Source organism: Subtercola boreus, from assembly GCF_003399625.1.
GTDB lineage: Bacteria > Actinomycetota > Actinomycetes > Actinomycetales > Microbacteriaceae > Subtercola > Subtercola boreus_C.
Genome location: NZ_NBXA01000026.1, coordinates 1 through 26,067, shown reverse-complemented (window position 1 = coordinate 26,067; position 26,067 = coordinate 1). Strand labels below are relative to the sequence as shown.

At 66.4% G+C, this 26,067-nt stretch carries 28 protein-coding genes and 1 tRNA gene; 18 read left to right on the top strand and 11 right to left on the bottom strand.

The genetic code is table 11. The features are described from left to right. The first annotated feature begins 90 nt into the window (after nucleotides 1-90). From B7R21_RS13525 to B7R21_RS13515, 3 genes are all read left to right on the top strand, one after another. Nucleotides 91-1,485 (top strand): reverse transcriptase family protein, encoded by a 1,395-nt coding sequence (locus B7R21_RS13525; protein ID WP_172592179.1) that lies wholly within the window; start codon nucleotides 91-93, stop codon nucleotides 1,483-1,485. A 180-nt stretch (nucleotides 1,486-1,665) separates the two neighbouring features. Further along, the gene (locus tag B7R21_RS13520; RefSeq protein WP_116283782.1) at nucleotides 1,666-2,796 is read left to right on the top strand and encodes a fatty acid desaturase family protein; all 1,131 of its coding nucleotides are present in this window, start codon (nucleotides 1,666-1,668) and stop codon (nucleotides 2,794-2,796) included. Nucleotides 2,797-2,872: 76 nt separating this feature from the next. Then, the gene (locus B7R21_RS13515; protein ID WP_116283781.1) at nucleotides 2,873-3,220 is read left to right on the top strand and encodes a hypothetical protein; all 348 of its coding nucleotides are present in this window, start codon (nucleotides 2,873-2,875) and stop codon (nucleotides 3,218-3,220) included. Nucleotides 3,221-3,250: 30 nt separating this feature from the next. Here B7R21_RS13515 and B7R21_RS13510 read toward each other — a convergent pair whose 3' ends face one another. Next, a complete protein-coding gene (locus B7R21_RS13510) occupies nucleotides 3,251-3,787 on the bottom strand; it encodes a nitroreductase family protein (protein ID WP_116283780.1) in 537 nt (178 codons plus the stop codon). Nucleotides 3,788-3,796: 9 nt separating this feature from the next. Then, nucleotides 3,797-4,198: a peptide-methionine (R)-S-oxide reductase MsrB gene (gene msrB / locus B7R21_RS13505; protein WP_116284249.1), complete on the bottom strand. Its 402-nt coding sequence runs from the start codon at nucleotides 4,196-4,198 to the stop codon at nucleotides 3,797-3,799. Nucleotides 4,199-4,273: 75 nt separating this feature from the next. Between msrB and B7R21_RS13500 the strand changes: the two genes are divergently transcribed. The 7 genes from B7R21_RS13500 (at nucleotide 4,274) to B7R21_RS20165 (ending at nucleotide 8,807) form a co-directional block, all read left to right on the top strand. Beyond that, complete coding sequence (locus B7R21_RS13500) at nucleotides 4,274-4,735, top strand: GNAT family N-acetyltransferase (RefSeq protein WP_253259814.1); 462 nt, start codon at nucleotides 4,274-4,276, stop codon at nucleotides 4,733-4,735. A gap of 113 nt (nucleotides 4,736-4,848) precedes the next feature. Then, nucleotides 4,849-5,151: a DUF3263 domain-containing protein gene (locus B7R21_RS13495; RefSeq protein ID WP_253259813.1), complete on the top strand. Its 303-nt coding sequence runs from the start codon at nucleotides 4,849-4,851 to the stop codon at nucleotides 5,149-5,151. Between the two features lie 19 nt (nucleotides 5,152-5,170). Next, the gene (locus B7R21_RS13490; RefSeq protein WP_116283778.1) at nucleotides 5,171-5,731 is read left to right on the top strand and encodes a LytR C-terminal domain-containing protein; all 561 of its coding nucleotides are present in this window, start codon (nucleotides 5,171-5,173) and stop codon (nucleotides 5,729-5,731) included. 158 nt (nucleotides 5,732-5,889) lie between these two features. Next, nucleotides 5,890-6,093, top strand: a complete 204-nt coding sequence (locus tag B7R21_RS13485; protein WP_116283777.1) for a cold-shock protein — start codon at nucleotides 5,890-5,892, stop codon at nucleotides 6,091-6,093. 151 nt (nucleotides 6,094-6,244) lie between these two features. Beyond that, the gene (gene groL, locus B7R21_RS13480; RefSeq protein ID WP_116283776.1) at nucleotides 6,245-7,864 is read left to right on the top strand and encodes a chaperonin GroEL; all 1,620 of its coding nucleotides are present in this window, start codon (nucleotides 6,245-6,247) and stop codon (nucleotides 7,862-7,864) included. Between the two features lie 170 nt (nucleotides 7,865-8,034). Further along, complete coding sequence (locus tag B7R21_RS20895) at nucleotides 8,035-8,157, top strand: hypothetical protein (protein ID WP_301182566.1); 123 nt, start codon at nucleotides 8,035-8,037, stop codon at nucleotides 8,155-8,157. A gap of 89 nt (nucleotides 8,158-8,246) precedes the next feature. Beyond that, nucleotides 8,247-8,807: a hypothetical protein gene (locus B7R21_RS20165; protein WP_172592178.1), complete on the top strand. Its 561-nt coding sequence runs from the start codon at nucleotides 8,247-8,249 to the stop codon at nucleotides 8,805-8,807. 109 nt (nucleotides 8,808-8,916) lie between these two features. Here B7R21_RS20165 and B7R21_RS13470 read toward each other — a convergent pair whose 3' ends face one another. The 5 genes from B7R21_RS13470 to B7R21_RS13450 form a co-directional block, all read right to left on the bottom strand. Beyond that, nucleotides 8,917-10,662, bottom strand: coding sequence for a sensor histidine kinase (locus tag B7R21_RS13470; RefSeq protein ID WP_116283775.1), 1,746 nt, complete (start codon nucleotides 10,660-10,662; stop codon nucleotides 8,917-8,919). A 26-nt stretch (nucleotides 10,663-10,688) separates the two neighbouring features. After that, a complete protein-coding gene (locus B7R21_RS13465) occupies nucleotides 10,689-11,378 on the bottom strand; it encodes a response regulator transcription factor (protein ID WP_116283774.1) in 690 nt (229 codons plus the stop codon). 45 nt (nucleotides 11,379-11,423) lie between these two features. Next, nucleotides 11,424-13,058, bottom strand: a complete 1,635-nt coding sequence (locus B7R21_RS13460) for a DNA repair helicase XPB (protein WP_116283773.1) — start codon at nucleotides 13,056-13,058, stop codon at nucleotides 11,424-11,426. 69 nt (nucleotides 13,059-13,127) lie between these two features. Next, nucleotides 13,128-14,936 carry a helicase-associated domain-containing protein gene (locus B7R21_RS13455; RefSeq protein WP_116283772.1) on the bottom strand — a complete coding sequence of 603 codons (1,809 nt, stop codon included), beginning with the start codon at nucleotides 14,934-14,936 and terminating at the stop codon, nucleotides 13,128-13,130. Beyond that, a complete protein-coding gene (locus B7R21_RS13450) occupies nucleotides 14,933-15,202 on the bottom strand; it encodes a multidrug ABC transporter ATPase (RefSeq protein WP_116283771.1) in 270 nt (89 codons plus the stop codon). The genes B7R21_RS13455 and B7R21_RS13450 overlap by 4 nt, the downstream gene beginning before the upstream one ends. A 92-nt stretch (nucleotides 15,203-15,294) precedes the next feature. Between B7R21_RS13450 and B7R21_RS13445 the strand changes: the two genes are divergently transcribed. Both B7R21_RS13445 and B7R21_RS13440 read left to right on the top strand, forming a co-directional pair. Beyond that, nucleotides 15,295-15,675 (top strand): cold-shock protein, encoded by a 381-nt coding sequence (locus B7R21_RS13445; RefSeq protein WP_116283770.1) that lies wholly within the window; start codon nucleotides 15,295-15,297, stop codon nucleotides 15,673-15,675. Between the two features lie 2 nt (nucleotides 15,676-15,677). Further along, nucleotides 15,678-16,475 carry a DUF3027 domain-containing protein gene (locus tag B7R21_RS13440; protein WP_216364239.1) on the top strand — a complete coding sequence of 266 codons (798 nt, stop codon included), beginning with the start codon at nucleotides 15,678-15,680 and terminating at the stop codon, nucleotides 16,473-16,475. A gap of 43 nt (nucleotides 16,476-16,518) precedes the next feature. Here B7R21_RS13440 and serC read toward each other — a convergent pair whose 3' ends face one another. Beyond that, nucleotides 16,519-17,631 (bottom strand): phosphoserine transaminase, encoded by a 1,113-nt coding sequence (serC, locus tag B7R21_RS13435; protein WP_116283768.1) that lies wholly within the window; start codon nucleotides 17,629-17,631, stop codon nucleotides 16,519-16,521. A gap of 89 nt (nucleotides 17,632-17,720) precedes the next feature. Here serC and B7R21_RS13430 point away from each other — a divergent pair, with 89 nt between their 5' ends. The 4 genes from B7R21_RS13430 (at nucleotide 17,721) to B7R21_RS13415 (ending at nucleotide 21,512) form a co-directional block, all read left to right on the top strand. Then, on the top strand, nucleotides 17,721-18,413 hold the full coding sequence (locus B7R21_RS13430) for a metal-dependent transcriptional regulator (RefSeq protein WP_116283767.1): 693 nt from the start codon (nucleotides 17,721-17,723) through the stop codon (nucleotides 18,411-18,413). A gap of 244 nt (nucleotides 18,414-18,657) precedes the next feature. Next, the gene (locus B7R21_RS13425) at nucleotides 18,658-19,482 is read left to right on the top strand and encodes a C40 family peptidase (protein ID WP_147305893.1); all 825 of its coding nucleotides are present in this window, start codon (nucleotides 18,658-18,660) and stop codon (nucleotides 19,480-19,482) included. An 8-nt stretch (nucleotides 19,483-19,490) separates the two neighbouring features. Further along, on the top strand, nucleotides 19,491-20,675 hold the full coding sequence (locus B7R21_RS13420; RefSeq protein ID WP_147305892.1) for a hypothetical protein: 1,185 nt from the start codon (nucleotides 19,491-19,493) through the stop codon (nucleotides 20,673-20,675). A 336-nt stretch (nucleotides 20,676-21,011) separates the two neighbouring features. Continuing rightward, entirely contained in the window at nucleotides 21,012-21,512 is a 501-nt protein-coding gene (locus B7R21_RS13415; protein WP_116283764.1) for an HNH endonuclease, read from the top strand. Between the two features lie 63 nt (nucleotides 21,513-21,575). Here B7R21_RS13415 and B7R21_RS13410 read toward each other — a convergent pair whose 3' ends face one another. Together B7R21_RS13410 and B7R21_RS13405 are read right to left on the bottom strand one after the other, a co-directional pair. Next, entirely contained in the window at nucleotides 21,576-22,916 is a 1,341-nt protein-coding gene (locus tag B7R21_RS13410) for a C40 family peptidase (RefSeq protein ID WP_147305891.1), read from the bottom strand. Nucleotides 22,917-23,102: 186 nt separating this feature from the next. Further along, on the bottom strand, nucleotides 23,103-24,488 hold the full coding sequence (locus B7R21_RS13405; RefSeq protein ID WP_147305890.1) for a coiled-coil domain-containing protein: 1,386 nt from the start codon (nucleotides 24,486-24,488) through the stop codon (nucleotides 23,103-23,105). Between the two features lie 182 nt (nucleotides 24,489-24,670). Between B7R21_RS13405 and B7R21_RS13400 the strand changes: the two genes are divergently transcribed. Beyond that, nucleotides 24,671-24,742, top strand: a tRNA-Arg gene (locus tag B7R21_RS13400). 333 nt (nucleotides 24,743-25,075) lie between these two features. Here the strand turns inward: B7R21_RS13400 and B7R21_RS20160 are convergent. Further along, nucleotides 25,076-25,315 carry a hypothetical protein gene (locus B7R21_RS20160; RefSeq protein ID WP_172592177.1) on the bottom strand — a complete coding sequence of 80 codons (240 nt, stop codon included), beginning with the start codon at nucleotides 25,313-25,315 and terminating at the stop codon, nucleotides 25,076-25,078. Between the two features lie 287 nt (nucleotides 25,316-25,602). Here B7R21_RS20160 and B7R21_RS13395 point away from each other — a divergent pair, with 287 nt between their 5' ends. After that, the gene (locus tag B7R21_RS13395) at nucleotides 25,603-25,890 is read left to right on the top strand and encodes a transposase (protein WP_172592176.1); all 288 of its coding nucleotides are present in this window, start codon (nucleotides 25,603-25,605) and stop codon (nucleotides 25,888-25,890) included. The last annotated feature ends 177 nt before the right edge of the window (nucleotides 25,891-26,067 follow it).

Below are 26,067 nucleotides of genomic sequence, written 5' to 3'. Positions count from 1 at the left end.
TCGAGCGGCCGCACGCCCGCACAGACGCACAGGTCGTCTGCAGGCCATCGCAGCACCATCCGGGCTCCGCGGCCGACCGCCGCGGCGGCCGTGCTGGCACGCCGGCCGACGGCCTCAGCGGGCCAGGTCGCGACAGCTCTCGCCCTCGCGCTCCTCGCCGCCGCCGACTGGACGCCCGAGGGGATGCTCGCCGTTCTGCAGAGCGTCTTCGGCCGTCGGCACCGTTTCCTCCCCGTTCTCGTGCGGGAGGTTCGCGCGGTCTACCGTACGGCGCCGCAGGATGCTCCGCGGGAGCTCGCGGCGGTCATCCGGCAGTCGGCAGCGCTGACGGATGCACTCGATCGGGCACGCGCAGCGGGCCGCCCCCTCGCGATCGTGCACCACCCGGTCTCACCCGGCAGCGAGGATCACCGGGAGTCGGCGCTGCCCCACGCACCCGCAGCCCTTTCCGCCCCCGCCCCCTCCACGGCAGCACCTCCGCCCCGCACCCTCACCGAGCTCGCCGCACTCCTCGACGTCACGCCGGGAGAGCTCGACTGGCTCGCCGACACCGGCGGCTGGAACCGGCGGGCGCCGGCCGGCCCGCTTCACCACTACCGCTACGAGTGGCGCTCGCGGCCCGGGCGGGTGCCACGTCTGCTCGAGGTTCCGACCGAGCGGATGCGCGCCGCCCAGCGCATCCTGCTGCACGAGGTGTTCGCACTGCTTCCGTTGCACGGTGCTGCGCATGGATTCGTACCGGGGCGGAGCGCCCTCACAGCCGCCCGCCTGCACACCGGCAGGGACGTCGTGATCGCGCTCGATCTCGTCACCTTCTTCACCCGGGTGACCGCGGGCCGCGTCTACGGAGCGCTCCGGCAGGAGGGCACGCCCGAGCGGATCGCGCTGGCACTCACCGGCCTCGCCACCAACCGGGTGCCCGCACGGGTCATCGGAGCCATGCCGCCGGGGGGTGACCCCGACGAGCGGTTCGCGCTCCGGCAGGCCCTCGCAGCCGCGCACCTGCCGCAAGGGGCGCCCACATCGCCTGCGCTCGCGAACCTGGCCATCCGGCGCGTCGATTCGCGGCTCGCCGGGTACGCAGAGGCCGCGGATGCGGTCTACACGAGATATGCCGACGATCTCACCTTCAGCGGCCCTGTGGCGCTCGGTCGGCGCGCGGATGCGTTCATCCGTGGCGTGACCCGCATCGTGGAGGACGAGGGTCACCTCGTGAACCGGCAGAAGACGCGGGTTCGCCCGGCGGCGACCAGCCAGCGCGTTACGGGCATCGTCGTGAACGAGCACACCGCGCTGCCCCGCGTCGAGTTCGACAGGCTGAAGGCGATCCTCCACAACTGCGCCGAGCGCGGGCCCGAATCCCAGAACCACGACGGGCACAGCGACTTCCGCGCACATCTCCTCGGCCGCCTCTCCTGGGCGCGCGACCTCAACCCGTCGAAGACCGAGCGTCTCGAACGGGAGTTCGCTCGCATCCGCTGGTGACCTGCACGACCCTCTGTCCAGAGTGAGAATCTGCTGAGCATCCGACCTTCCAGAGCGCACCGGTACCCGTGGCGGGGGGCATTGACGTAACGTCAGCAGAGGTTGCCCCGAACCACGGTCGCCATTCACCTCTGAGCGGTCGGTTCGTGTGCAGGAGACCACTCCCTCGTCAACCTCGAAATGAGGCTCACCGTGAGCGCAACTGTTCCGTCAGCCCTGCCCGCCCCCACGCCGAACGTGCTGTTCACACGCACCAAGCCGGGCGGCAACCGGGTCAACCCGACAACCGAGTACTCGGCGCTTCTCCGCACGGTTCGGGATGCCGGGCTGCTCCGTCGCCGACGAGGCTTCTACGCTCTGATGTTCGGCATCCTCGTCGCCGCGCTCGGCGGTGTCGTGACCGGCTTCGTGCTGCTCGGCGACTCGTGGTTCCAGCTGCTGATGGCTGCGGCGCTCGGCCTCATCCTGACCCAGTTCGCCTTCCTTGCGCACGAGGCCTCCCACCGCCAGGTCTTCGAGTCGGGAAGAGCCAACGACCTCGCCGGCCGCACGCTCGCGAACCTGTTCGTGGGCATCAGCTACAGCTGGTGGATGACGAAGCACTCCCGGCACCACGCCAACCCGAACATCGTCGGCAAAGACCCCGACATCGACAAGGACTTCGTCTCGTTCACCGAGGAGGATGCCGCTGCCACCACGGGTATCTCACGCTGGCTGACCAAGCGCCAGGGCTACATCTTTTTCCCGATCCTCATCTTCGAGGGACTGAACCTCCACCTGCACGGTTTCCGCACGGTCTTCGGCCGTGGCAAGGTCGACAAGCGCACCGTCGAAATCGTGATGCTCCTCGCGCGGATCGGCGCCTACCTCACCATCGTCTTCCTGGCCCTGCCGCTCGGCATGGCTTTCGCCTTCGTCGGTGTCCAGCTCGCCGTCTTCGGTGTCTACATGGGCTCGTCGTTCGCCCCGAACCACATCGGCATGCCCGTGCTGCCGCGGGATTCGAAGGTCGACTTCCTGCGCCGCCAGGTGCTCACCTCCCGCAACATCTCGGGCGGCTGGTTCATGAACTTCTTCATGGGCGGGCTCAACTACCAGGTCGAGCACCACCTCTTCCCGAACATGCCGAGGCCAGCCCTCAAGCACGCCCAGCAGATCGCCCGGGAGTACTGCGAGACCCACACCATCCTCTACACGGAGACGACTCTGTTCGAGGCGTACGGAGCGGTGGTCAACCACATGAACCGGGTGGGGCTCGCGGCCGCGAAGAATGAATTCATGTGCCCGGTGGCCTCGGGCTACGGTCGCTGATTTCGAAGAGATGAAGATTGGGCGACACCGGGGTTCTCTGCAGGCATTTGCCAGTTGCAGCGCATAACCTGAACCTGTGACCGCCTCCATCGGCCCGGCGAGCCCCGGCCCGACCATCGACGAAACGCAGCCGCACGCCGTCTACTCGCCCACCCCGTGGAGCGATGAGGTGTGGTTCATGGCGCACGACGGTCGCTGCCTCGGTTGGATCCTGCGCTACGAAGAGGGCGAGAAACAGCTTTTCGGTGTCTACACCTACGGCTGCGACGAGCGCGGGCTCCGCGTCTGGGTGGCATCGGAGACGACGCTCGCCCGGGCGTCCGCCTACATGGGCTTCCACGTGCGGGAGCTGCTCGAGCAGTCCCGTCGGCTGGCACCGGATCCGGTCAACCCGCTCGGGCTGCATGAACGACGCCGGGCCTGAGCCCCGTCGCCCCATCACTCCCAAGGTGCCTTACAGCACCGTGAGGTGATGGACGGGGTTCACGAGCTTCCGTGGCTTCTCGTCACGCCTGGGGGGAGCATCCCCGACGTACAGCCAGCCCAGCAACTGCTCATTGGCGGCGAGCTGGTGCAGGCGCCGCACCGCGTCGTGGCGTGTCTGGTGCCCGGTGCGCCAGAAGACACCCCAGCCGGCCTCGTCGAGCAACAGGGAGAGCGCGTGCGCGACGCCGGATGCCACGGCCTCCTGCTCCCAGCTCGGCACCTTCTCGCTCGGCCGGTAGGTTGCGACGATCGCGATGAGCAGCGGGGCCCGCCTGGCCTTGGCAACCATCTTGGCGACGTCTCCGCCCTGTGCCTCAGCGAGGGCCTCGCCGAGCCGGTCGCGCACGTCGCCCCGGAGCTCGATGAGCCGCCAGGGCCGCATCGCGCTGTGATCGGCGACCGTCCCGGCGGCCTCGACCAGCCTCAGCAGTTCGGCGTGGTCGGGCGCGTGCTGCCCGACCTTCGACTGCGAACGGCGGCGGAGCATGCTCTCGAGTGCAGACATCGCTCCCGGTCAGTTCTCGGTGTCGAACGAGAGTGAGACCGAGTTCATGCAGAAGCGGTCGCCCGTCGGGGTGGTCGGTGCATCGTCGAACAGGTGGCCGAGATGGGATCCGCAGTTCGAGCAGCGCACCTCGGTGCGGACCATTCCGAGGCTCTTGTCCTCGATCAGCTCGACGGCATCGGAATCCTTCGGCGCGTAGAAGCTCGGCCATCCGCAGTGCGAGTCGAACTTGGTGTCGCTGCGGAACAGCTCCTGCCCGCACGCCTTGCACTTGTACACGCCCTCGCGCTTCTCGTCGAGGAGCTCACCCGTCCACGGGCGCTCTGTGGCGGCCTGGCGGAGCACGGCATACTCCTCTTTGTCGAGCTTCCTCCGCCACTCTTCGTCGGTCTTCGATACGTCATAGCTCATGGTGATTCTTCCCTCGTCGTTCAGGGCCGCCGACTGCAGCGGGCCGCCAACCATCTTCACAGTAAACTCGGGGCCGTGCCTGACAATTCCATCATCCAGAAGCGGTTCGGCGAGCTCACGACAACCGAGCTCTACGCGATCCTGAAGCTGCGCACCGATGTGTTCTACATCGAGCAGAAGGTCGATGAGAGCGAACTGGATGACCGTGACCTCGAACCGGCGACCGAGCATCTCTGGCTCGCCGACGGCCACCGTGTCACCGCCTACCTCCGCGTGCTCGAAGACGCCGTGCCCGAGCATCTCGATGCCGCACGGGTGATCGGGCGGGTCGTCGTGGCGGCGGACCAGCGCGGTCGCGGTCTCGCACAGGTTCTCCTCGCATGGGTCGTCGAGTGGTTCGGTGGCGAGGCGATGCTGCTGCATTCCCAGAGCTACACGGCTGGGCTCTATGCCAAGTTCGGCTTCGAGCCGTTCGGGCCCGAGTTCAGCGAGGCAGGCATCCTGCACACGACGATGTACCGCCCGGGCATCTGCTGAGAAGGTGAACAAACCGGTGTCGCCCCCGAGCCGCGCCGTACATCTGCCACCAAGGCGCCTCGCCCTAGAATGGGCCGAATCAGCCGCAAGAGTCTGCCAGGGAGAGGATGAGGATGGCTGAACCAGCCAGCGGTCCCGCATCTGTCTCACCCCGCACCGGAGGTGCCGGCCTGACCGAGCGCGAACAGCGCATCCTCGAGTTTGAGCGCGTCTGGTACACCCACGCCGGCGCCAAAGAGCAGGCCATCAGGGAGCACTTCGGGCTGTCTGCTCCGCGCTACTACCAACTCGTGAACGCGTTGCTCGACTCACCGGCGGCGCTCCTGTTCGACCCGATGCTCATCAGACGGCTCCAGCGCGTGAGAGATTCCCGAACGGCAGCTCGCTCTGCCCGTCTCCTCCCACCCGGCGAATAAGAACGGTCCTTTCGAACACATGGCTTCAGAACCCACCGACTCCTTCGACAACGTGCCGGCAGATGTCGTGCGCCGTGGTGTGCACCGAGGTGCGCGGCCCCGGGGGCGGGGCTGGGTCGCCTTCGCCTGGGCAGCCCTCGCAACAGGCGTTCTGGTCGGGGCCGGAGCTCTCGGGCTGCTCGTCATCAACAACGGTCTTGCCGGGTCTGGCTCGGGCTCGGCATCGGCGGGCGGCGCTTCGTCGAGCGACCCGGCGTCGGTCACCCCGACCCCGACAGTCGTTCCCACGGTGGATCCCTCCGTCTCGGTGACGATCCTGAATGGCACGGGTGTCTCCGGGTTGGCGACCCGGGCCGGCGGCCAGGCGACGGATGCCGGGTGGGCTGTCAGTACCGAGGCGAATGCCAGCGCGTCCGACGTGACCACGTCGACCGTCTACTACTCGGACGCAGCCCAGGAGGGCGCCGCGAAGGGTCTCGCCCAGACGCTCGGGGGAGTGGCGGTCGCGGTCTCCGACCAGTACGAGGCCGGCACCCTCACGGCAGTGCTGGGAACGGACTACAAGGATCCCGCCGGATAGTGCCCGCGACTGTGCCGGGCCCGTCATATTTCGGGATTGTTTAATCCATGTTGAGTTGTGATCACACAGTGAGCGATTGCTCAGTTGCACCGATTTACTGGGGAAACGGATCATTTCACCCGAAATGATGGTGAGTAACACAGCAACTGGGAGTAACAATGGCGAACGGAACCGTCAAGTGGTTCAACGCTGAAAAGGGCTACGGCTTCATCACTGTCGACGGGGGCGGGCAGGACGTGTTCGTGCACTACTCCGCCATCGACATGGGCGGCTACAAGGTGCTCGAAGAGGGCCAGCAGGTCATCTTCGAGGTCGGCACCGGATCCAAGGGTCCACAAGCCGAAGCGGTGCGACTGGCCTGACCTCCGGCCGGGCATCCGATCTGCCCTCCGTCCCCTGGGCGTCACTTGCACTCTCACCTGTCGAGTGCCAGTATTGGTTTAGCACTCGTGCATGCTGAGTGCTAAACCTTTATGAATCTTTCATGACGCCCGGGAGGGACGAGAAACACACATGGCAAAGATTATTGCTTTCGACGAAGAGGCCAGACGCGGCCTCGAGCGTGGACTCAACATTTTGGCTGACGCCGTCAAGGTGACGCTCGGCCCGCGCGGCCGCAACGTCGTCCTCGAGAAGAAGTGGGGAGCCCCCACGATCACGAACGACGGTGTCTCCATCGCCAAGGAGATCGAGCTCGACGACCCGTACGAGAAGATCGGTGCGGAGCTCGTCAAAGAGGTCGCCAAGAAGACCGATGACGTCGCCGGAGACGGAACGACCACCGCGACCGTTCTCGCCCAGGCCCTGGTTCGTGAAGGACTGCGGAACGTCGCAGCCGGCGCCGACCCGATCAGCCTGAAGAAGGGCATCGAGAAGGCTGTTGCAGCCGTTATCGCCGAACTCGTCGCCAACGCGAAGGAGATCGAGACCAAGGAGGAGATCGCGGCTACGGCCTCCATCTCCGCCGGTGACCCCGAGATCGGCGCGCTCATCGCCGAGGCCATCGACAAGGTCGGAAAAGAAGGTGTCGTCACTGTCGAGGAGTCGAACACGTTCGGCACCGTCCTCGAGCTGACCGAGGGCATGAGATTCGACAAGGGTTACCTGTCGCAGTACTTCGTGACCGACCCCGACCGCCAGGAAGCCGTCTTCGAAGACCCCTACATCCTGATCGTCAACTCGAAGGTCTCGCAGATCAAAGACCTGCTGCCGATCGTCGACAAGGTCATCCAGGCCAACAAGCAGCTGCTCATCATCGCTGAAGACGTCGACGGCGAAGCACTCGCCACCCTCGTCGTCAACAAGATCCGCGGCATCTTCAAGTCGGTCGCCGTCAAGGCTCCCGGCTTCGGCGACCGCCGCAAGGCGCAGCTTCAGGACATCGCCATCCTCACCGGTGGCCAGGTCATCTCCGAAGAGGTCGGTCTCAAGCTCGAGAACGTGACGCTCGACCTCCTGGGCCGTGCCCGCAAGGTCGTCATCACGAAGGACGAGACCACGATCGTCGAGGGTGCTGGCGACAGCGAGATGATCGCCGGGCGCGTTCAGCAGATCCGCAACGAGATCGAGAACACCGACAGCGACTACGACCGTGAGAAGCTCCAGGAGCGTCTCGCGAAGCTCGCTGGCGGCGTCGCCGTCATCAAGGCCGGAGCCGCGACCGAGGTCGAGCTCAAGGAGCGCAAGCACCGCATCGAAGATGCAGTGCGAAACGCCAAGGCCGCTGTCGAAGAGGGCATCGTCGCCGGTGGTGGCGTCGCGCTCATCCAGGCTGGCAAGACCGCATTCGAGAAGCTCGAGCTGGTCGGCGACGAGGCAACCGGGGCGAACATCGTCAAGGTCGCCATCGACGCTCCCCTCAAGCAGATCGCTGTCAACGCGGGCCTCGAGCCCGGTGTCGTGGCCGAGAAGGTCCGCAACCTGCCCACCGGTCACGGCCTCAACGCCGCAACCGGTGAGTACGTCGACATGCTCCTCGCGGGCATCAACGACCCGGTGAAGGTGACGCGCTCTGCCCTGCAGAACGCCGCATCCATCGCCGGTCTGTTCCTCACCACAGAGGTCGTCGTGGCCGACAAGCCCGAGCGCAACGCCGCTCCGGCTGGCGACCCGACCGGTGGCATGGACTTCTGAGTTAGCTGCAAAAAAGCGGGTCGGATCCTTCGGGATCCGACCCGCTTTTTCTATTCCCGTTCGGGAATATATCCCTCAGCAGTTGCGGATCGCTCAGTAACGTGGCTAGCGTGGGCAACCGTAGCAGTCAGCTGCCAGAGAGATTTTGAGAGACCGAGGAGGTGAGCCAGATGAAGAACCCAGCAGACGATGCTCGTGCGTTGCGCTTCAGCCGCACCGAAGCATCCACCGTCAGCCCTGCACCCGTTGCAGGTGCCATTCGCATCTCGGCTCTACTCCCGGCCACCGTCTGACTCCGGTCACCTCCGACCACGGCGGTCCCACGGCCACTTCGGGAGAGAGCCTCACCAGCTCATCACCTCTTCTCGAAGGACGTTCTCCCGTGTTCCGTGTATCCCAACGCAGCGACGACCAGTTGCTGTTGCAGTTCTCAACTCGAGACCCGATCCAATGGGTCGACTCCGAGCAATTCGGCCTCGGCATCGCGTCGGGCAGTCTCCGCCGCGAATGGACCTGGCTGGCCTTCGTCGACGACGACCCGCGCGCGACCCCGGTCGCCCGGGGCGTCTGGTGGGGCCCGGCCGGCTCCGTGCATCCGGTCGAACTCCGCTGCCTGATCGTCGATCCGGGCGTATCGCATCCTGAACTCTGGGGTGCCGCGCTCATCCGTTCGGCGCACCGCGCCTTCCGGGCTTCCGGCGCGCTCTTCGACCCGGTCGTCGTGATCGGGGTGGACCCGCGCTGGCAGCAGGATTCCGCCGCCCGTGCGGCGGTCGCGTGGCGCCGTGAGGCTGCCGCCGCCGGCGGCACCACCGCGGCCCTCCGCACCCTCGCTGACGTGCCGGCGGCCCCGCCCGCCTCCGCCGTGCCCGCCCCACCCGCGCCAACCCCCGCCGCACCCACCCCCGCCGCACCCACCCCCGCCGCCCTCGTCGCCCAGTGACACCGCCACCACTCGTCGACTTTCCCGTTTGCGCGTCCGTTCGGCGATTCACCGGCGCGAACGGGAAAGTCGACGGGGCGGCGCGGCGGGTGCGGAGGAGGAGGGTGCGCTACGCGGCGGCGGGCGAGGTGGGAGTCGCAGGCTCCGGGGCAGCCAAGGGCAGACTGACCCGGAACGTCGCGCCACCACCCGCGGTCTCGACCGCCTCGACGGTGCCGTTGTGGGCCGCGATGATCGACGCGACGATGGCGAGCCCGAGGCCGCTGCCGCCGGTTTCGCGAGTGCGCGAAGAATCCGCCCGCCAGAACCGCTGGAAGATCTTCTCGCGGATCTGGGGCGGGATGCCGTCGCCGTGGTCGATCACGTCGAGCACGGCGAGGCGCTTCGCCTCGTCGACCTGCACCGACACTTCGATCGGGCTGTCGTTGTTGGTGAACCGGAGGGCGTTGCCGATGAGGTTGGCGACGACCTGTCGGATCTTGTTCTCGTCTCCCAGGATGACCGGCGCGACGCCGTCGTGCTCCTGGGTGTCGAAGCTCGACAGCGCGACGTCGGTCGGGGTGATCTGCACGGTGCCGTCGGACCGGCGACGACCTCGGAGTCGTGCCAGCGTCGCACCCGCAAAGCTGATCGGGCCGGTCAGGGTGCTGGCCGCGGCAGCCTTCTCCGAGTCAGGGGCGTCGCGTTCCGCTGCGATGTCCTCCATCGTCATGCCGTAGGGATTCGTCGCGGCCTCCGCCGCCGGGGCGAGCGACACCGGCTGGGAGGAGCGGGGAAGGATGATCGACACCACCCGCTCGGGGCTGGAGGCCCGGGCATCCAGAGCCGCATCGACCGCGATCGGTACGAGATTGAGGTGAGCCAGGTTCATCGGCCGGGTCTCGTCGAGCCGGGCGAGCTCGAGGAGGTCTTCGACGAGGGCGCCCATCCGGATCGCCTCCTTCTCGATGCGGTCCATGGCCTTGGCGACCTCTTCGGGCGTCTGCAGCGCGCCCATCCGGTAGAGCTCGGCGTACCCCCGCACCGACACCAGCGGTGTGCGGAGCTCGTGGCTGGCGTCTCCCACGAACCGGCGCATCTGGTCGATGGTCTTCGCCCTGTCGCTGAACGCCGTGTCGATGCGGCTCAGCATGGTGTTGAGGGAACGGTTGAGGCGGCCCACCTCGGTGTTCGGAGTCGCGTTCGACATGCGCTGGCTGAAGTCCCCGTTCGCGATCTCTGCGGCCGTGCGTTCGACGGCGCGAAGGGGAGCGAACGTGCTGGTCACCAGGAGGCGCGTCAGCAACGCACCCAGCACCACCACGCCGACGCTGAAGGCGAGGAAGATCGAGAGGTAGGTCGTTGTGATGCTCTCGGTCTTGTCCAGAGATGCCGCGATCACCATCGTGCCGGTGGTCTGGTCCTGGTAGCCGATGGAGAGCACGATGGCGTGCCACTGTTCCTTGCCGTCGGTCGAGGAGATCTCGTAGATGGGCTTCTCGGCCTGTGCTTCTGCGCTCGGAGTCAGCGTCAGGCTCTGGAGGTCAGGCTGTTTGGAGGAGGCCTGGGAGCCCCAGTTGCTGGTCGTGAGCGTTCCGGAGGGACCGAGCAGGGCGACGTAGTAGGCGGTGGATGCCGACGAGACCGTGTCGAGCGTGAAGGAATCCTTGGTCGCACCCTTGCTGAGGAACGTCGACACGTCGTCATAGCCCACGGAGAGCCCCTTGTCGACCTGCTGCAGGAGGTAGGACCGCAGAACGGTCATGGTGCCGATGCCCGCGACGATCAGTCCGACCGTCAGCAGGAGCACGGTGACGCCCGTGATCTTGGTGCGGAGGGAGATCGATCCCCAGAAGGTCGCAGGTGTGACAGCCATTTCAGAGCAAGACTACAAGGCCTGCCTTACGCCTTGCTGACCTTCAGCATGTAGCCGAATCCGCGCTTGGTCTGGATCAGCGAATCGTCGGAGTATTGGTCGAGCTTTCGGCGGAGATAGGAGATGTACGACTCCACGATGCCCGCGTCGCCGTTGAAGTCGTACTCCCAGACGTGGTCGAGGATCTGCGCCTTCGACAGCACACGGTTCGGGTTCAGCATGAGGTAGCGCAGCAGTTTGAACTCGGTCGGGCTCAGTTCGATGGCGGTGTCGGCGACGAAGACCTCATGGGTGTCCTGGTCCATCGTCAGCTCGCCGGCGCGGATGATCGCATCCTCGTCGGCCTGCATCGTGCGGCGGAGGATCGCCTTGATGCGCGCGACGATCTCGTCGAGGCTGAACGGCTTTGTGACGTAGTCGTCGCCGCCCACTGTGAGGCCGGTGATCTTGTCCTCGGTGTCGTCCTTCGCCGTCAGGAAGAGGATCGGCGCGGTGTAGCCCGCAGCGCGGAGGCGCTTGGTGACACCGAACCCGTTCATGTCGGGCAGCATCACGTCGAGGATGATGAGGTCGGGCTCCTCCTCGAGAACGGCCGATATGGTCTGGGCGCCATTGCTCACGGCGCGCACGGCGAAGCCGGCGAATCGGAGGCTGGTGGTCAGCAGGTCACGGATGTTGGGTTCGTCGTCGACGATGAGGATTCGGGGTCCGGTCATGAATCCATTATCTGCGGGTGCGCTGTACGCTTCCTGTGAGCTTGGTCACAGCGACGCGGCGTCGAGGATCGTGTAGCTGTAGCCCTGCTCGGCGAGGAACCGCTGTCGGTTCTGAGCGAAGTCCTGGTCCACGGTGTCGCGCGCGACAAGCGTGTAGAAGTTCGCCGAGCGCCCGGACTCCTTCGGTCGGAGCAGCCGGCCGAGGCGCTGGGCCTCCTCCTGGCGCGAGCCGAACGATCCCGAGACCTGGATCGCCACGGTGGCCTCCGGCAGGTCGACCGAGAAGTTCGCGACCTTGCTCACCACGAGGATGGGCTCGTCCCCGTCGCGGAAGGCCTGGTAGAGCCGCTCCCGTTCCGGAATCGGGGTAGACCCGGTGAGCTGCGGCACGCCGAGTTCGGCCGAGAGCTCCTCGAGCTGGTCGAGGTACTGGCCGATCACCAGTATGCGTTCTCCGGCATGTTTCGAGACCAGAGCTTTCACGACGTCGAGTTTGGCAGGGGCCGTCGCTGCGAGCCGGTACCGTTCGTCATCCGAAGCCGCCGCGTAGACGAGCCTGTCCTGTTGGGGCAGGTCGATCCGCACCTCGAAGCAGTCGGCGGGGGAGATGTAGCCCTGGGCCTCGATCTCCTTCCACGGGGCGTCGAAGCGCTTGGGCCCGATGAGGCTGAAGACGTCGCCCTCCCGCCCGTCCTCCCGCACCAGCGTGGCGGTGAGCCCGAGCCGTCGGCGTGCCTGGAGGTCGGCGGTCAGCTTGAAGACCGGCGCCGGAAGCAGGTGCACCTCGTCGTAGACGACAAGCCCCCAGTCGAGCGCGTCGAGGAGCTCCAGGTGCGCGTAGGCACCCTTTCGCTTCGCGGTGAGGATCTGGTACGTGGCGATCGTCACCGGTTTGACCTCTTTGACCTGGCCGGAGTATTCACCGATCTCGTCCTCGGTGAGAGAGGTGCGGCGCAGCAGCTCCGAACGCCACTGGCGTGCCGAGACGGTGTTCGTGACGAGGATGAGCGTGTTGGTCTTGGCGGTCGCCATGGCACCGGCGCCGACCAGCGTCTTGCCGGCGCCGCAGGGCAGCACGACAACACCCGATCCGCGCTCGAAGAAGTTGTCGATCGCCTCCTGCTGGTAGCCGCGGAGCTGCCAGTCGGTCGTGTCGAGGGTGATCTCGTGCGGGGTGCCGGGGGTGTAGCCCGCGAAGTCCTCCGCCGGCCAGCCGAGCTTCACGAGCTCCTGTTTCAGTTGACCCCGCGCCCACGGCTCGATGACGAACGTGTCATCCGACAGCCGCGACGGTAGAAGGGGAGCGATGCGGCGCCCCTTCACGATCTCCGTCAGCACAGCAGTGTCGGTCGCCCGCAGCGTCAGCACACCGTCGGGCTGGCGCTCGATGACCAGGCGCCCATAGCGGCCCACGGTCTCGGCGATGTCGATGGAGACGGACTGCGGAACCTGGAACTTCGAGTAGCGTTCGAGCGTTCCGAGGATCTCCTCGGCTGTGTGGCCGGCCGCCCGGGCGTTCCAGAGCCCGAGGCGCGTGATGCGATAGGTGTGGATGTGCTCGGGCGCCCGTTCGAGCTCAGCGAACACTGCGAGCTCGTGGCGCGCACTGTCGGCCTGTGGATGCGCGACCTCGAGCAGTACGGTGCGGTCGCTCTGAACGATCAGTGGTCCGTCTGGCATAACTGTCAAGCTTACGTGGCTCGAGGGACAGACCCGCCCCTCCGCTGGCCGGGCGGGGGATGCAGGCGGCTACGAGGCGGCGGGGGCCAGCTGCACCTGGGTGATGCTGGCGAGGGGGAGGGTGCGTTCGACGCCGGCCTTCTGGTCGGTTCCGCGCATCCGTCCGCTGCCGATACTGGTCGGCACCACAGGGAAACTGACCTCGGAGCCGTTCGGCAGCCTGACGGTCACGATGACGGGCGTCTTGCCTTTGACCGCCACGTCGAGCTGGCGCACGAGCCAGGCCTCCGCCGTGTCGGCGCCGGGTCGCACACCGCTGCCGCGGAGCCGGTTGACCAGCTGTTCGGCGACCTCGTTGGTGATGTGGCGGCGGGGTTCGGCGACGTGCAGCCGGTTGAGGGCCACGGGGTTGCCGTCGGCCCCCTCGGCGATGACCGGGTAACGGGCATCCACGAGCATCCAGTAGACCGTGTCGAGGTCGTAACGACTGGTCAGGCGGTTAGCACCCTCGAAGAGGAGGTCGAGGCTGGTGAGGTTGGCGTCGACGGCGATCGTGTGCAGCAGGGAGATGTCGTCGGAGCGCACGAAGCTCCTGGGCTGGTCGGCGCCCAGCTGCTCGAGGGCTCCGGCACGGAGGAGGCCGTAGCGCGCACTCGATTCGGCGATGAGGTATTCCAGCGGCTGCGGGATGCCCCCCGGCGCGATGCTCGCCAAGAAGCTCCGGATGCTGTCTGCCGTGAATCCCGCACTGAGCGCCCGAGCGATGGAGCCTTGGGAGATGCGGTACGACGAGGCGATCGAGTGGGACTCGACCTGGGCCAGCTGGCGGAGGGTGGCGTCGATCTCGGGCTTCAGGGGGCCTGGCGCGACGATCGTGAGATCGTGCTGGAGGTAGACGGTGTCGACCTCGGGCGGCAGCAGAAGCTCCACCTGGTGGATGGCGGCCGCCTCGTTCTCGCAGAGCAGAGCGGTACCGGCGGAGCTGGCGAAGCCCGCCGTGACGATGCCGAGGCGCTCGGCATCCACCGTGAACTCGGCGATCTGGCGTGAGAGACCCTCGCCACCCGCCGGGTAGAGCCACTCCAGGTATTCGGTGAGGTTCTCACCCCAGGTGCTGTCGATCCGGCGGCAGAGAACGTCACGCACGTTCTCGTGGAGCGCACTGAGCCAGGCGGAGGCCAGGCGGCCCCAGCGTTCGGCGAGGGGGAGCAGCATCCATTCGCGGGAGTAGGGCGTGGCGAACCAGGACGAGTTCTCGCGGGCTGCCAGGCCCGCGATCCGCGCCACCCGCAGGATGACGTTCATCGTCTCGGGCGGTTGGCCCGTTGCGGCGGCCAGGCGCTTGGCATCGGGCACGGCGAGGCCGCCCTTGGCCAGTTCACGGGCAGGCAGGGTGGCGAGGGCATTCGTCAGTTCCGTCACGGCGACGGTGGTCTCGAAAGCGCTCTCGGCGGCGATGCGGTCGGTGCCGTCCCGCTCGACGGAGGATGGCGCCGGGGGAGCCGTCGGTGCCTCGACACCCGCGAGGTCGGAGATGGAGGGAAGACCGGCTGCGGGCCATCCCTCGAGCACGGCGCGGACGCTGTCATAGGGCTGAAGAACACCGTCGACGTCTGCGAGCAGCATCGCGGCGGCGGCATCCAACAGGGGAGGGCTGGCGTCAGCGACCCGGACGCCACCTTCGGCCACCAGGGCGAGGGTGGGCCGGTCGAGGTGGGAGAGGGCATCCATGACCGACTCCGGCCGGAGCAGCGCGTCGGCCAGGTCGAAGAAGTCCCGGAGGTCCCGCCCGGACAGGTTGCGGGATTCCAGCAGTGAGATCAGGGCGTCGTCGCTCTCGGTCTGCAGTCGGCTGGCCAGAGCGAGCGTGTCGCTCATCTGGAGCTACGAGCCTCGCGGGATCGTCTGACGAGGTTCACCGCCAGGAGCGCAATGAACAGCGCAATGGCGAGAGGCAGACCGAACAGCGGAAGCACGAGGATCGTGGGCCAGACCCCCTGGCTGAAACTGTCGCCCTTCATACCGGCGGCGGTGCCGATGATGACAGCGAGGAACGCGAGGATGGAGAGGCCGATCGCGCTGGCAACCATGTACGCGAGGATGCGTTGGACCCGTGAAATGGGTTGAGCGTCTGTCTTGGTCACGCTCCTGATACTACGCACCCAGCGATGAGCGAATAGGCTTAGGGGTGGCCGGAGTGCAATAAACCGGCAAAAGACTTAGAGGAGATCCACACATGCCAACCGGCAAGGTCAAGTTCTACGACGAAGAGAAGGGCTTCGGCTTCATCAGTTCCGACGATGGCCAGGAAGTCTTCCTGCATGCGTCAGCTCTGCCCGCAGGCTCGACTGTCAAAGCGGGTACGAAGCTCGAATTCGGCATCGCCGACGGGAAGCGTGGAGTGCAGGCGCTCTCCGTACGTGTGCTCGAAGCTCCGCCGAGCATGGTGAAGCTGAGCCGCAAGCCGGCCGACGACATGGCCGTCATCGTCGAAGACCTCGTGAAGGTTCTGGATGGCATCGGCACCAACCTCAAGCGCGGTCGGTACCCCGAAGCCAGCCACAGCCGCAAGATCGCTGCGCTACTGCGCAAGGTCGCCGATGAGCTGGACGCCTGAGGTTGACCGGGAACGGGTACTCAGACGAACAGGCCGACCTGACGGCCGGGATCGCCCCTGAGGCGGATCCGGTGCTGCTCGGCGCGCGGGAGCAGGCGCGGGCGGCGCTGGCCGAGATCACACCCGCCGACACCATCGGCGAGTTCATCGGACACGAGGTCGAGGGCGAGCACGTGTTGAGCCTCTTCTTCGCGTCGAAGCTGGCGGGCTACCCGGACTGGCACTGGACCGCCACCCTCGCGCGGAGCAGCGATTCTGCCGAACCGTCGGTGTTGGAGGTCGAACTCCTTCCGGGTGAGGGCTCTGTGCTCTCTCCGGCCTGGGTGCCGTGGGCCGATCGGCTCACATCGGATTCTCTGATCGACGACTCGGAGAGCGAGTTCGACGACGACGATGACGATGCGGCTGGGTCGGAGGATGATCCGACCGACGACTATGCCGACGACGAGTCCGACGACGACGACGATGATGATGACGACGACGATGACGACCCGGATGACGACGACGTCGATGGCCCCGAGGACGATCTCGACGACGACCCGTCGGCGATCGGTCGCGACCGGGATCGCGACGGAATCGACATCGACACCATTGCAGAGGAGGGGCTCGACGCCCCGGGCTTCGGTGGCGGAACCGCCGACGCGCACGCCGCTGCGGCGCCGGTACCCGATCCTCGGCCGCTGATCGCGTCGGAGGCCACGGGCGTCGACGCCGACGCCGGAGCCGCCTTCGACGCCACCGACGACTTCGCAGACGCCGGCGACATCGAAGACCTGGAAGGCCAGGAGCGCTCGGAGTAGTCCCCGGAGCGCGCCCGGAGGATCCGGAGCGCGCCCGGAAGGACTAGAGGGCGTCGACCACGTATTCGATGCAGCCGATGAGGGAACGCACGTCATCCGGTTCCACCGAGACGAATGTGGCGACGCGGAGCTGGTTGCGGCCGAGTTTCCGATAGGGCTCGGTGTCGACGATCCCGTTCTGGCGGAGCACCTTCGCGATGGCGGCCGCATCGATCTTCTCGTCGAAGTCGATGGTCGCGACCACCTGCGAGCGGTGTTCGGGATCCAGCACGAACGGCGTGGCGTAGCTGGAGGCGTTGGCCCAGTCGTAGACGGCAGAGGTCGACTCCTTCGTGCGGTCTGAAGCCCAGCTGAGACCGCCGTTGCCGTTGATCCACGAGACCTGGTTGTCGAGCAGCAGCAGTGTCGCCAGCGCGGGCGTGTTCAGTGTCTGGTTCAGGCGCGAGTTGTCGATCGCGTTCTTCAGGCTGAGGAACTCGGGGATGTAGCGCCCCGAGGCGGCGATCTGCTCGACCCGCTCGATCGCGGCGGGTGAGAAGAGGCCGAACCAGATTCCGCCGTCCGAGGCGAAGTTCTTCTGCGGGGCGAAGTAGTAGACGTCGGCTTCGGCGGCCTCGAAGTCGATCCCGCCGGCGGCGCTCGTCGCATCGATCACGGTCAGGGCGCCCGCATCGCCGTGCACGCGGGTGATCGGGGCCATCACGCCCGTGCTGGTCTCGTTGTGGGGCCAGGCATAGACGTCGACACCCTCGACGATCTCGACCTCCCCACGCGAACCCGCCGGAGCCGACACGAGGTGGGGCTTCTGCAGCCATGGTGCACCGGCCGCTGCCGCGAACTTCGAGCTGAACTCGCCGAACGTCAGGTTCTCGCTGCGGTTCAGGATGAGCCCGAACGCCGCGGCGTCCCAGAAGGCCGTCGAACCGCCGTTGCCGAGCACCACTTCGTAGCCCTCGGGAATACGGAAGAGATCGGCCAGCCCGGAGCGCACAGAGCCCACGAGATCCTTCACCGGAGACTGGCGGTGGGAGGTGCCGAGAATGGATGCTCCGCGAGCCGAGAGGTCGGCGAGCTGCTCCGTTCTGATCTTCGACGGGCCGCTCCCGAAGCGACCGTCGGCGGGCAGGAGGGAACGGGGAATCTCTATGGTTGGCATGAACCGAAGTCTACTGAAGCGGGGTGCACCGCCCACATCGGTGCCCAGTAGTCTTGTAGCCTGCGTGCGCGAGAAGCAAGGAGCGGCCGTTGGCGGATTTGATCGACACCACTGAGATGTACCTCAGAACCATTCTCGAGCTTGAAGAAGAGAACATCACCCCCCTGCGGGCGCGCATTTCGGAGCGCCTCGGACACTCCGGCCCGACCGTCTCGCAGACTGTCGGGCGCATGGAGCGCGACGGTCTCGTCGTGGTCTCCACCGACCGTCACCTCGAACTCACCGTTCCGGGCCGGCGGAAGGCCATCCATGTCATGCGCAAGCACAGGCTCGCCGAGCGACTGCTCAGCGATGTCATCGGGCTCGACTGGGAGTTCGTGCACGAGGAGGCATGCCGCTGGGAGCATGTGATGAGCGAGCAGGTGGAGCGCCGCATCCTCGAGATGCTCGATCACCCCACCGAGTCGCCCTACGGGAACCCGATCCCCGGTCTGGAAGAGCTCGGCGACACCGAGGCCATCCCCTTCACCCGCGGAGTCGTCAACATCGTCACCCTCGTCCACGGTGCCGTGGGCGCGCAGACCAAGATCATCCGGCGTCTCGGCGAGCCCGCCCAGGTCGATCCTGAACTGCTGCTGCAGCTCAAGCAGGCCGGCGTCGTTCCCGGGAACACGGCGGCCTTCTCGGCCGCGGGTTCGTACGTGCTCGTCGAGGTCGAAGGCTTCAGCCAGGGGCTCGAACTGCCCAATGAAGTCGCGAGCCACATCTTCGTGGGTATCTGAGACTGGTTCGCAGGGGTCAATCTTCGTTACCAATTTGTTGCAATTGCGTGTTTCAAGGTGACAAAGCCCAGCCTCTCCCGTACCATCGGACAAGTCCAAGGGGCCGAGAACCAGCCTCTGGTACGACGAAGACAACCAATCAAAGACACAGACAAACCCGGAGTTCCGCCGCTCTCCCACCCTGGGGAGCACGCCTGGAAACCGGGGCTGCGACCCTGACCGCAGCGTGCCGGAGGAAATAATCTTGCCCCTTTCGAGCGAATTGCACGACTCACCCGAGTCGAAGCAGAACCCGAAGAGCCTGACCCGAACCAGGGTCTCCCACGCAGAACCCCGCAAGGCGCTCAAGATCACGAAGCGCGGCATCGCCAGCACCGTGGTCATGACGGCCGCGGCCGGGCTGATCGCAACGATGGCGCTTCCCGCCTACGCGTTCAGCACCGATGGCGCGTTCGACCCGAGCACCTCGGCGACGTCTATCCAGACCGGCCAGCAGACTCTTGCCGTCGATGCGGCCGCTGTCGACTCGACCGTGACCCGTGACACCTATGTGGCGCCCAGCACGGACGACCTCGCGGCAGCCAAGGCGAAGGTCGAGGCCGAAGCGGCCGCCGCCGCCGCGAAGGCTGCAGCGCTCAAGGTCGCTTCCGTGGCGAGCACCTCGGTGACGTCGAAGGCCAGCGCGTCCTCGTCGAGCGGTGTCGTCGTGAACCCGCCGTCGGGCCCCTACAGCGGTGAAGCTGTCGTCGCCTTCGCGCAGCAGTTCGTCGGAGTCGTTCCCTACGGTGCTGGAGCGAGCCCCGACACGAGCTTCGGATGCGATGGCCTCACCCAGTACGTGTTCGGGCAGTTCGGCATCAAGCTGCCCCGCACGGTCAGCGCCCAGGCAGCGATGGGCACGCGCATCTCCGCTGCCGATGCTCAGGCCGGCGACCTGATGATCTACTCGATCGGCCACGTCGGCATCTACGCCGGCGACGGAACGATGATCGACTCGCCCGACTGGGGCCGCTACGTCGAACACCGACCCGTCTGGGGCAGCTACTACTTCGTGCGACTGGGTATCTAGACCCGTCCATGTCAGAAGTTCCAACGACAAGGCGTGCACGCCGTGAGCACGAGCGCCTGCTGAGCGAGCGCTCAGATGGGGGGCGGGCGACCGAGATCCCGGCGGGGATCGTCGCTCATCTCACCGGTGCGCGTCCGGCCGTACCCGTCATCCCGGCCGAGGTGCTCCAGCACCTTGCACCTCCGCGGGTTGCCGACGTGCCGGTGAACCCGGTTCCGGCAGCAGCTGAACTTGTCGCTCTGCCGGTGGGCCCGGCGCCAGCAGTAGCAGCCGCGGCCGTCGGCCGCCCCCTTCCGGCGGTCCGCACCGTTCCGCCGGCCCGACCGCTGCTTTCCAAGCCCGGCCGGTCACGCCCGTCGAAGAAGCGTCGTGTGGCGAACATTGCCGTCATGACGGCAGCGTTCGGCCTGATCGCCACAATGGCGCTGCCCGCGTACGCGTTCTCCACGTCGGGAGCGTTCAGCCCTGTCTCGGACTCCGCTCCGTTCGGTGCCGGCCAGCAGAGCATCCAGAGCAGCGCCGACCAGGCCGCACTCGCTGTCACCCGCGACGACTACCAGGCTCCGACGCAGGAGGAGCTGAAGGCGCAGCAGTTGGCAGCCGCCGCTGCGGCCCAGGCCGCCTCGCAGGCCGCGGCGCTCAAGCTCTCCTCCAGCAGCGCGATCACGGCGGCGGCGTACCCGTCGACAGTCGCTCCGGCGGTGCAGGCGCTCGCCCAGCAGCTGATGGATGCCGTCGCGTCGGGACAGCTCGTGGGCTCCCGGCCCGACCACATCAAGGAGATCGGGTACCTCGCGGCCGGCCAGGTCGTCGATGGCTGCGGCGTCGACATCCGCGTGCTCCAGACCATCAAGGTCGCAGTCGACAACTTCTCGAAGGTCGGGGTCAGCGACATCAACCGGCTCTGCACCGGCCAGATCGAGGGTGCCGGCACCAACTCGCCTCACTACCGCTCAGGGGGCGGCCACGCCGTCGACTTCTACATTCTGAACGGTCACAGTCTGACGGGGGGCGACTCGGACTCGATGAAGCTCCTCCGGTTGCTCGACCCGTTGGTGCCGCCGAACACCAACGTCGGCCAGAGCGGTTGCCGGTCATCCGGTTCCGGCTTCGTGAATCTCTCCGAATTCAGCGACTCCTGCAGCCACCTGCACGTCGACTTCATCAGTGCCAGGGGCTCGACGCTCAGCTGATGACGGGCCTCGCCCGTGTGAACACTCCGTTACGACTTGCTGATGCTCGTGGCCAGAGCGTAGGGATTCGGGCCAGAGTTTGTTAGCCTTCTCGCACTGATATTCCTCGATCCATCGGGAGAGTTCGTGCACCAGGCAGGCAGCATCCCCACCACGGGTGACGTCCTCCGCGGCGTGCGAATACTCACCAGCTTCCACATAACACGCGTTCTGCTGCGTGGTAAGGCGTTGTCGTCATGACAACGCCTTTTTTTGTGCCCGCTCGCCTGGCGTCTGAGCGGAATATCAGCACCGTGGAATCCCTGGTAGCCGACCAGGGGTCTCGAAAGGGAGAAAATGCGAACGCTGGTACTGAACGCGGGCTATGAACCGCTGGGTGTTGTGTCATTCCGACGGGCGCTGGTGCTCGTCATGAACGACAAGGCCAAGATCGTCGAGAGTGATGAGGGCGCGCCTGTCTGGGCGTCGTCCGGTGCGTATGAACGGCCGTCGGTCATCCTGCTGACCCGCTATGTGAAGGTCCCGAGTTCTCGCCAGGTGCCCGTCAGTCGCCGCGGCGTTCTGCGCCGCGACAACCAGCGTTGCGCCTACTGCGGCAAATCGGCTACCACGATCGATCACATCCAGCCGAGGTCGCGGGGAGGCAAGGACACCTGGGAGAATCTGGTGGCGTGCTGCCTCCGCTGCAACAACCTCAAGAGCGACCGCACCCCGGCCGAGATGGGCTGGTCGCTCCGAGGGGGCCAGCCGCGAATGCCGCACCACGCCGGATGGTTCGTGCGGGGCGTCGAGCGGGCCGAGCCCGAATGGGAGGGCTACCTGCAGCCCGCTGCGTAGTTGCGCGGGGCTCCGGATGATCGTGTGTCGGTCATCCGGAGCCCGACGTCTGCCTGCCCCCGCCTAGACGATGCGGATGAAGATGTAGCTGCCCCAGAGACCGGGGTTGTGTGTCACGTAGCGACCCCAGTCGGGGGAGTGAATGACGCCGCCGTGGCCGTCGTAGATGCCGACGTGCGCGTTCGGCCAGACGACCAGGTCACCCGCCCTGACCTGGGAGGAGGAGACCCGCACGCCCATGGCGGTCTGGGCGCTCACGAGGCGGGGTAGCTTGACGCCGAAGTGGCCGTACACCCACTGGGTGAGGCCGTCGCAGCCGAAGCTGTCGTTGGGGTTCGCGCCCCAGCCGTAGGGAACCACGCCGACGTACTGCTGGGCGTAGGCGACGACGGCATTGCCGTCGAAGGGCTGGCTGGGGGAGTCGACGATCGGCGCGGGTTTGGGGGCCGGCGCGGGCGAGCTGCCGCCTGTGCTCCCGCCACCATTGGAACCGCCTGAGGAACCACCGTCCGAGTTGCCCGATCCCGGATTCGCAGCTGCTGCTGCTGCCGCTGCGTCCGAAGCGGCTTGTGCGTCGGACGCAGCCTGGGCCGCGGCTCGCGCCTGTTCCTCAGCGAGCTTCCGCTGCTGTTCGGCCACCACTCCGGCGTTGTACTGGTCCTCGGTGGTGATCGCGTTGCTGGTGAGGGCGGCCAGCTGAACCGTCATCTCGTCCTGGTGGGCCTCCTGCTCGAGCAGGGCGGCCTTCAACCCCTGTTGCGCGTTCACGGCGTCTGCGAGCGAGGTCGCAGACGCATCGGCGAGCGCGGTCAGCGCCTTCTCGGCATCGTCGGCCTGTGCGCTCAGCGAGGAGGCGTTGTTCGCATCCTGCGTGGCAGCCTCGAACACCTTCTTCGAGGTGTCTCCGAGCTTCGACATGGCACCGAGCTGGTAGAGCAGGTTGTCGCTCTTCTCGCCGGAGACCAGCAGTTTCATCGAGAGATCTGTTCCGGCCGAGCGGGCGAACTGCGCGGTCAGGGCCGCCGCCTGCTTGCGGGATGTCTCCGCCCTGGCGGTCGCGTCGGCGGCCTGGCTGCGGAGCTGTTGGGCCTTCAACTGGCCGTCGGCGAGCGCGCTCTGGGCGGCCTCGTTCGCGGTCCAGGCGGCGTCGGCCACGGCCTGGGCTGCGGCAACCTGGCCCTGGAGGCCCGAGATGAGGCCCTGCAGGCGACCGATCTCGGCCTGCTTCGACGATTCGCTGGCCCGGGCTGCGACAACGTCGTTCCAGCTCGGGTAGTTGTCGGCGTAGACCGGTGAGCCGCCGGTGATGGTCGCCGTCACAGCCAGGGCGGCGACGGCGAGCGACACGACGAGGGTTCTCCACGGAGCGCGGCGGGGTGCGGCGCGGCGGGGGGATGACGACATGGATCCTCGAGACTGTTCACGTTTGTCACGGAAGTCACACGAGTAACACGAGTCACAGCCATAACACCAACAACAGCGTCCACAGTAGCAACACACCGGCGTGTTGCCTACAGTTTGCTGGATTGCTCTCTGGATTCCGGGCGCGTCGCTCGTCCAGATCGGCGCGTCCGGGTGTAAAAGAGGTGTCTAGAAGTCGTCGACGTGCAGATGGGTGCAGGTGTCGTAGAAGTCCGAGAAGTTCTTCAAGCTCGGTTCGCTGCCCGCCGACGTACGGCAGTTTCGCTGCCCGAGACCCGATCCGTAGGGCATGATCGGGTCGAGCGTCTTGATCAGGTTGATGGAGGCGTTGTTCGAGCCGTTCAGCCCCACGCCGCCGACCGCGATGAAGTCGACCGCGTGCCCGCCGCCATTGCGGTAGTGGGCGGATGCCGTGCCTGCGCCCTCGATCTGGCCCGTGCAGCGGCGGCTGATGTCGCTCACTGCGGCGCTCCCGAAAGCGCGCACCGCCGTCACCATGGCCTGCAGGATGACGGTGTCGATGCCGCAGTTCGGCACCGACTGGCCCGCAGCGATGTACGAGATCTCGAAGATGTGGTCGGGGTAGGAGCCGCGGAACTGGCCGCTGGCGACGTAGTCCATCAATTCCTGGGCGAGGGCCTGCTGGTCGTCCGACACAGGCCCGACGCTGACGCCCTGGTTCGCTGCCCGCGCTGCGGCGGCTGCGGCGGCTTGAGCCCGGGCGGCGGCGGCCCGTGCCTCCACACCCGCCTGGTACTGGGCCTCGGTGGTTGCGACGTTGCTCTGCAGGGAGGCGAGCTGGGCGTTCAGTTCCTCCTGGTGCGCGCTCTGTTCGTTGAGCGCGGCGATCAGGTCGCGCTGTGCGGCCGCGGCCTGCTCGAGCGCGGCCTGCGCTGCCGCGGCGAGGCCGGCCAGGGCATCCTTGGCGACCTGCGCCTGCGCGCTCACCGAGGCCGCTGTGTTCGCGTCCTGCTTGGCCTGGTCGTAGATGCCCGAGATCGTCTGGCTCAGCTTGCCCATCGAGCTCAGCTGGGAGAGCAGGTCGCTGGCCTCGCTCGAGTTGCTGCCGAGCAGGAGGCTCGTGATGTTCTGGCTGCCCGCCGACCGGGCGAACGTTGCCGCGATCAGCGCTGCCTGCCTGCTCGACGTGTCGGCTTTCGTCTGCCAGGTCGCGGCGCTGGCAGCCAAGGAGTCTGCCTTGCTCTGGCCCGCAGCCAGAGCCGCCTGCGCGGCCTCGTCTTCGGCGCTCCGCTGTTCGACCAGTGCCTGGGCGGCGGCGGCCTTCTGCTGCAGGTCGCTGATGATCGCATTGATGCGATCGACCTCGGCCGCCTTGGCGCTCTCGCTGCTGCGGGCCGCCTGAACGTCGTCCCACGAGGGATAGTCGTCGGCGAACGCTGCGGTGGTCGGCCCGAGGATGGTGCTGCCGATCGCGAGGGCTCCGACGAGGATGCCCGTGGCGATCATCCGGAGCCTGCTCGGGCGCGTGCCGCGGAGGCGCGCGCGATCGGGCGTTGCGGTGCCGCGGAGGGCGGGGTGTAACGGAGTGTTCATGGATCCTCGGGCGCTCGGGCACCCCTGCGGGGCACGTCCACGCTCTCTGTCTAACATCGCCGGTGCGCAGTTGGATGCTGCGCCTCCGGTGATTCATCAACCCGAACGATTGCTGTGCGCCTGCTTTGGTGCCCCTGCCGCTGCATCCGTGTGGTGCTGGAGGCTGTAAACTCGTGCGGTCAGCCTCTGTAGCTCAATGGAAGAGCAAGTCCGTCCTAAGGATTAGGTTGGGGGTTCGAGTCCCTCCAGGGGCACGCTAAAAGGCCTGGTCAGGGCTCACATTCCGCCTAGAGCCGGTCTTGAGATTTGGCCGCGTGGGGAATAGTGGGGCTGCCACTAACTTTCATTCCCTGCGATTCACTGCTGAGGCCCAGACCCACGCGACCCGCTTGGTGCCCGAGAACACCAGTAAGTCGGTTGTCTATCGGGACGCGCTGACCGCACTGGACGGTTTGCGATTTCATATCGCCACTTCGAAGCGAAACCTTACACCGGCCACTGCTACGCGAGAAGGGGCTAGCCGCGCGAGCTGTTGTGACACTGGCGCCACCGAAGTTGCGATTGCCTGAAAGGGTCGTACTCGAGGCTTAGGATTTTCGCCGCCGCTGCCGCCTTGCTGCGGCGACTATTAGCCCCGCCACGAGAAGCACGGCACCTAGGCAAACAAAGTTGATTGGCTGCTGAGGGTTGGGTGGCGACGTGAAGAGCAATATGGCACCGAAAATAATGAGGAATACGGCACCTGCAACCATAAGGAAATAGCCAAGATTCGAGAATATTTTCAACATCTTTTCAACCCAGCCGGTCCAACGAACCTTCGATGCCATGACCAGTTCGTGCTTCAGTGGTTGAAGCCTCGGGCCCGAGCCCCCGTGCCGCGACGTCCTCTGCAAATGATTCATCTAGCGTCATCGCTACGCACCTCTCGTCGTCGGATTCCACAGTAGCTTGATGCCGACCTTGTAATTGCGTCATCTGCGCCATGCCTCGGGACGGCTAGGCAACGATACAAATCTCACTTTTCAGGCACCGCAAGCTTGACCTAAGGGGTCTGCCCAGGGTTTGGTTGTCACCTGACCTGTGAGATTTCATTCTCGCTGGAAGGATGTCAGTCATGGCAAAGGCATATCCGAAAGAGTTCCGCGATGATGTCGTGGCGGTGGTCCGGAAGGGCCACGGCAACGCGTCTCAGATCGCGAAGGACTTCGGGATCTCCGAGGGCACGTTATCGAACTGGTTGAAACGTGCCGATATAGAGGACGGTAACCGTCCGGGCGCGAACGACGCGGATCGTAGGGAGCTGCGCGAGGCGAACAAACGGATCCGGTTGCTCGAGCAGGAGAACGAGGTTCTCCGCCGGGCGGCAGCGTATTTGTCGCAGGCGAACCTGCCGGGAAAATAGTCTTCCCGCTCGTCCGTGAAATGGCTGCGACCGGTGCCCCTGTCAGGGTTCCGGTCGCGGTGGCGTGCAGGGTGTTGAACCTTTCAACTCAGGGGTACTACAAGTGGTTGCGGGACCCGGTGTCAAAGCGGGACTGGGACGACGCGCACGTCATCGACATGATGCGAGAGATCCACG

Coding starts and splice junctions, on each gene's coding strand:
- B7R21_RS13520 (WP_116283782.1), top strand. CDS start 1,666: ATGAGGCTCACCGTGAGCGCAACTGTTCCGTCAGCCCTGCCCGCCCCC.
- B7R21_RS13510 (WP_116283780.1), bottom strand. CDS start 3,787: ATGTCTGCACTCGAGAGCATGCTCCGCCGCCGTTCGCAGTCGAAGGTC.
- msrB (WP_116284249.1), bottom strand. CDS start 4,198: ATGAGCTATGACGTATCGAAGACCGACGAAGAGTGGCGGAGGAAGCTC.
- B7R21_RS13495 (WP_253259813.1), top strand. CDS start 4,849: ATGGCTGAACCAGCCAGCGGTCCCGCATCTGTCTCACCCCGCACCGGA.
- B7R21_RS13490 (WP_116283778.1), top strand. CDS start 5,171: ATGGCTTCAGAACCCACCGACTCCTTCGACAACGTGCCGGCAGATGTC.
- B7R21_RS13485 (WP_116283777.1), top strand. CDS start 5,890: ATGGCGAACGGAACCGTCAAGTGGTTCAACGCTGAAAAGGGCTACGGC.
- groL (WP_116283776.1), top strand. CDS start 6,245: ATGGCAAAGATTATTGCTTTCGACGAAGAGGCCAGACGCGGCCTCGAG.
- B7R21_RS20895 (WP_301182566.1), top strand. CDS start 8,035: ATGAAGAACCCAGCAGACGATGCTCGTGCGTTGCGCTTCAGCCGCACC.
- B7R21_RS13470 (WP_116283775.1), bottom strand. CDS start 10,662: ATGGCTGTCACACCTGCGACCTTCTGGGGATCGATCTCCCTCCGCACC.
- B7R21_RS13465 (WP_116283774.1), bottom strand. CDS start 11,378: ATGACCGGACCCCGAATCCTCATCGTCGACGACGAACCCAACATCCGT.
- B7R21_RS13460 (WP_116283773.1), bottom strand. CDS start 13,058: ATGCCAGACGGACCACTGATCGTTCAGAGCGACCGCACCGTACTGCTC.
- B7R21_RS13455 (WP_116283772.1), bottom strand. CDS start 14,936: ATGAGCGACACGCTCGCTCTGGCCAGCCGACTGCAGACCGAGAGCGAC.
- B7R21_RS13445 (WP_116283770.1), top strand. CDS start 15,295: ATGCCAACCGGCAAGGTCAAGTTCTACGACGAAGAGAAGGGCTTCGGC.
- serC (WP_116283768.1), bottom strand. CDS start 17,631: ATGCCAACCATAGAGATTCCCCGTTCCCTCCTGCCCGCCGACGGTCGC.
- B7R21_RS13420 (WP_147305892.1), top strand. CDS start 19,491: ATGTCAGAAGTTCCAACGACAAGGCGTGCACGCCGTGAGCACGAGCGC.
- B7R21_RS13415 (WP_116283764.1), top strand. CDS start 21,012: ATGCGAACGCTGGTACTGAACGCGGGCTATGAACCGCTGGGTGTTGTG.
- B7R21_RS13410 (WP_147305891.1), bottom strand. CDS start 22,916: ATGTCGTCATCCCCCCGCCGCGCCGCACCCCGCCGCGCTCCGTGGAGA.
- B7R21_RS13405 (WP_147305890.1), bottom strand. CDS start 24,488: ATGAACACTCCGTTACACCCCGCCCTCCGCGGCACCGCAACGCCCGAT.
- B7R21_RS20160 (WP_172592177.1), bottom strand. CDS start 25,315: ATGGCATCGAAGGTTCGTTGGACCGGCTGGGTTGAAAAGATGTTGAAA.
- B7R21_RS13395 (WP_172592176.1), top strand. CDS start 25,603: ATGGCAAAGGCATATCCGAAAGAGTTCCGCGATGATGTCGTGGCGGTG.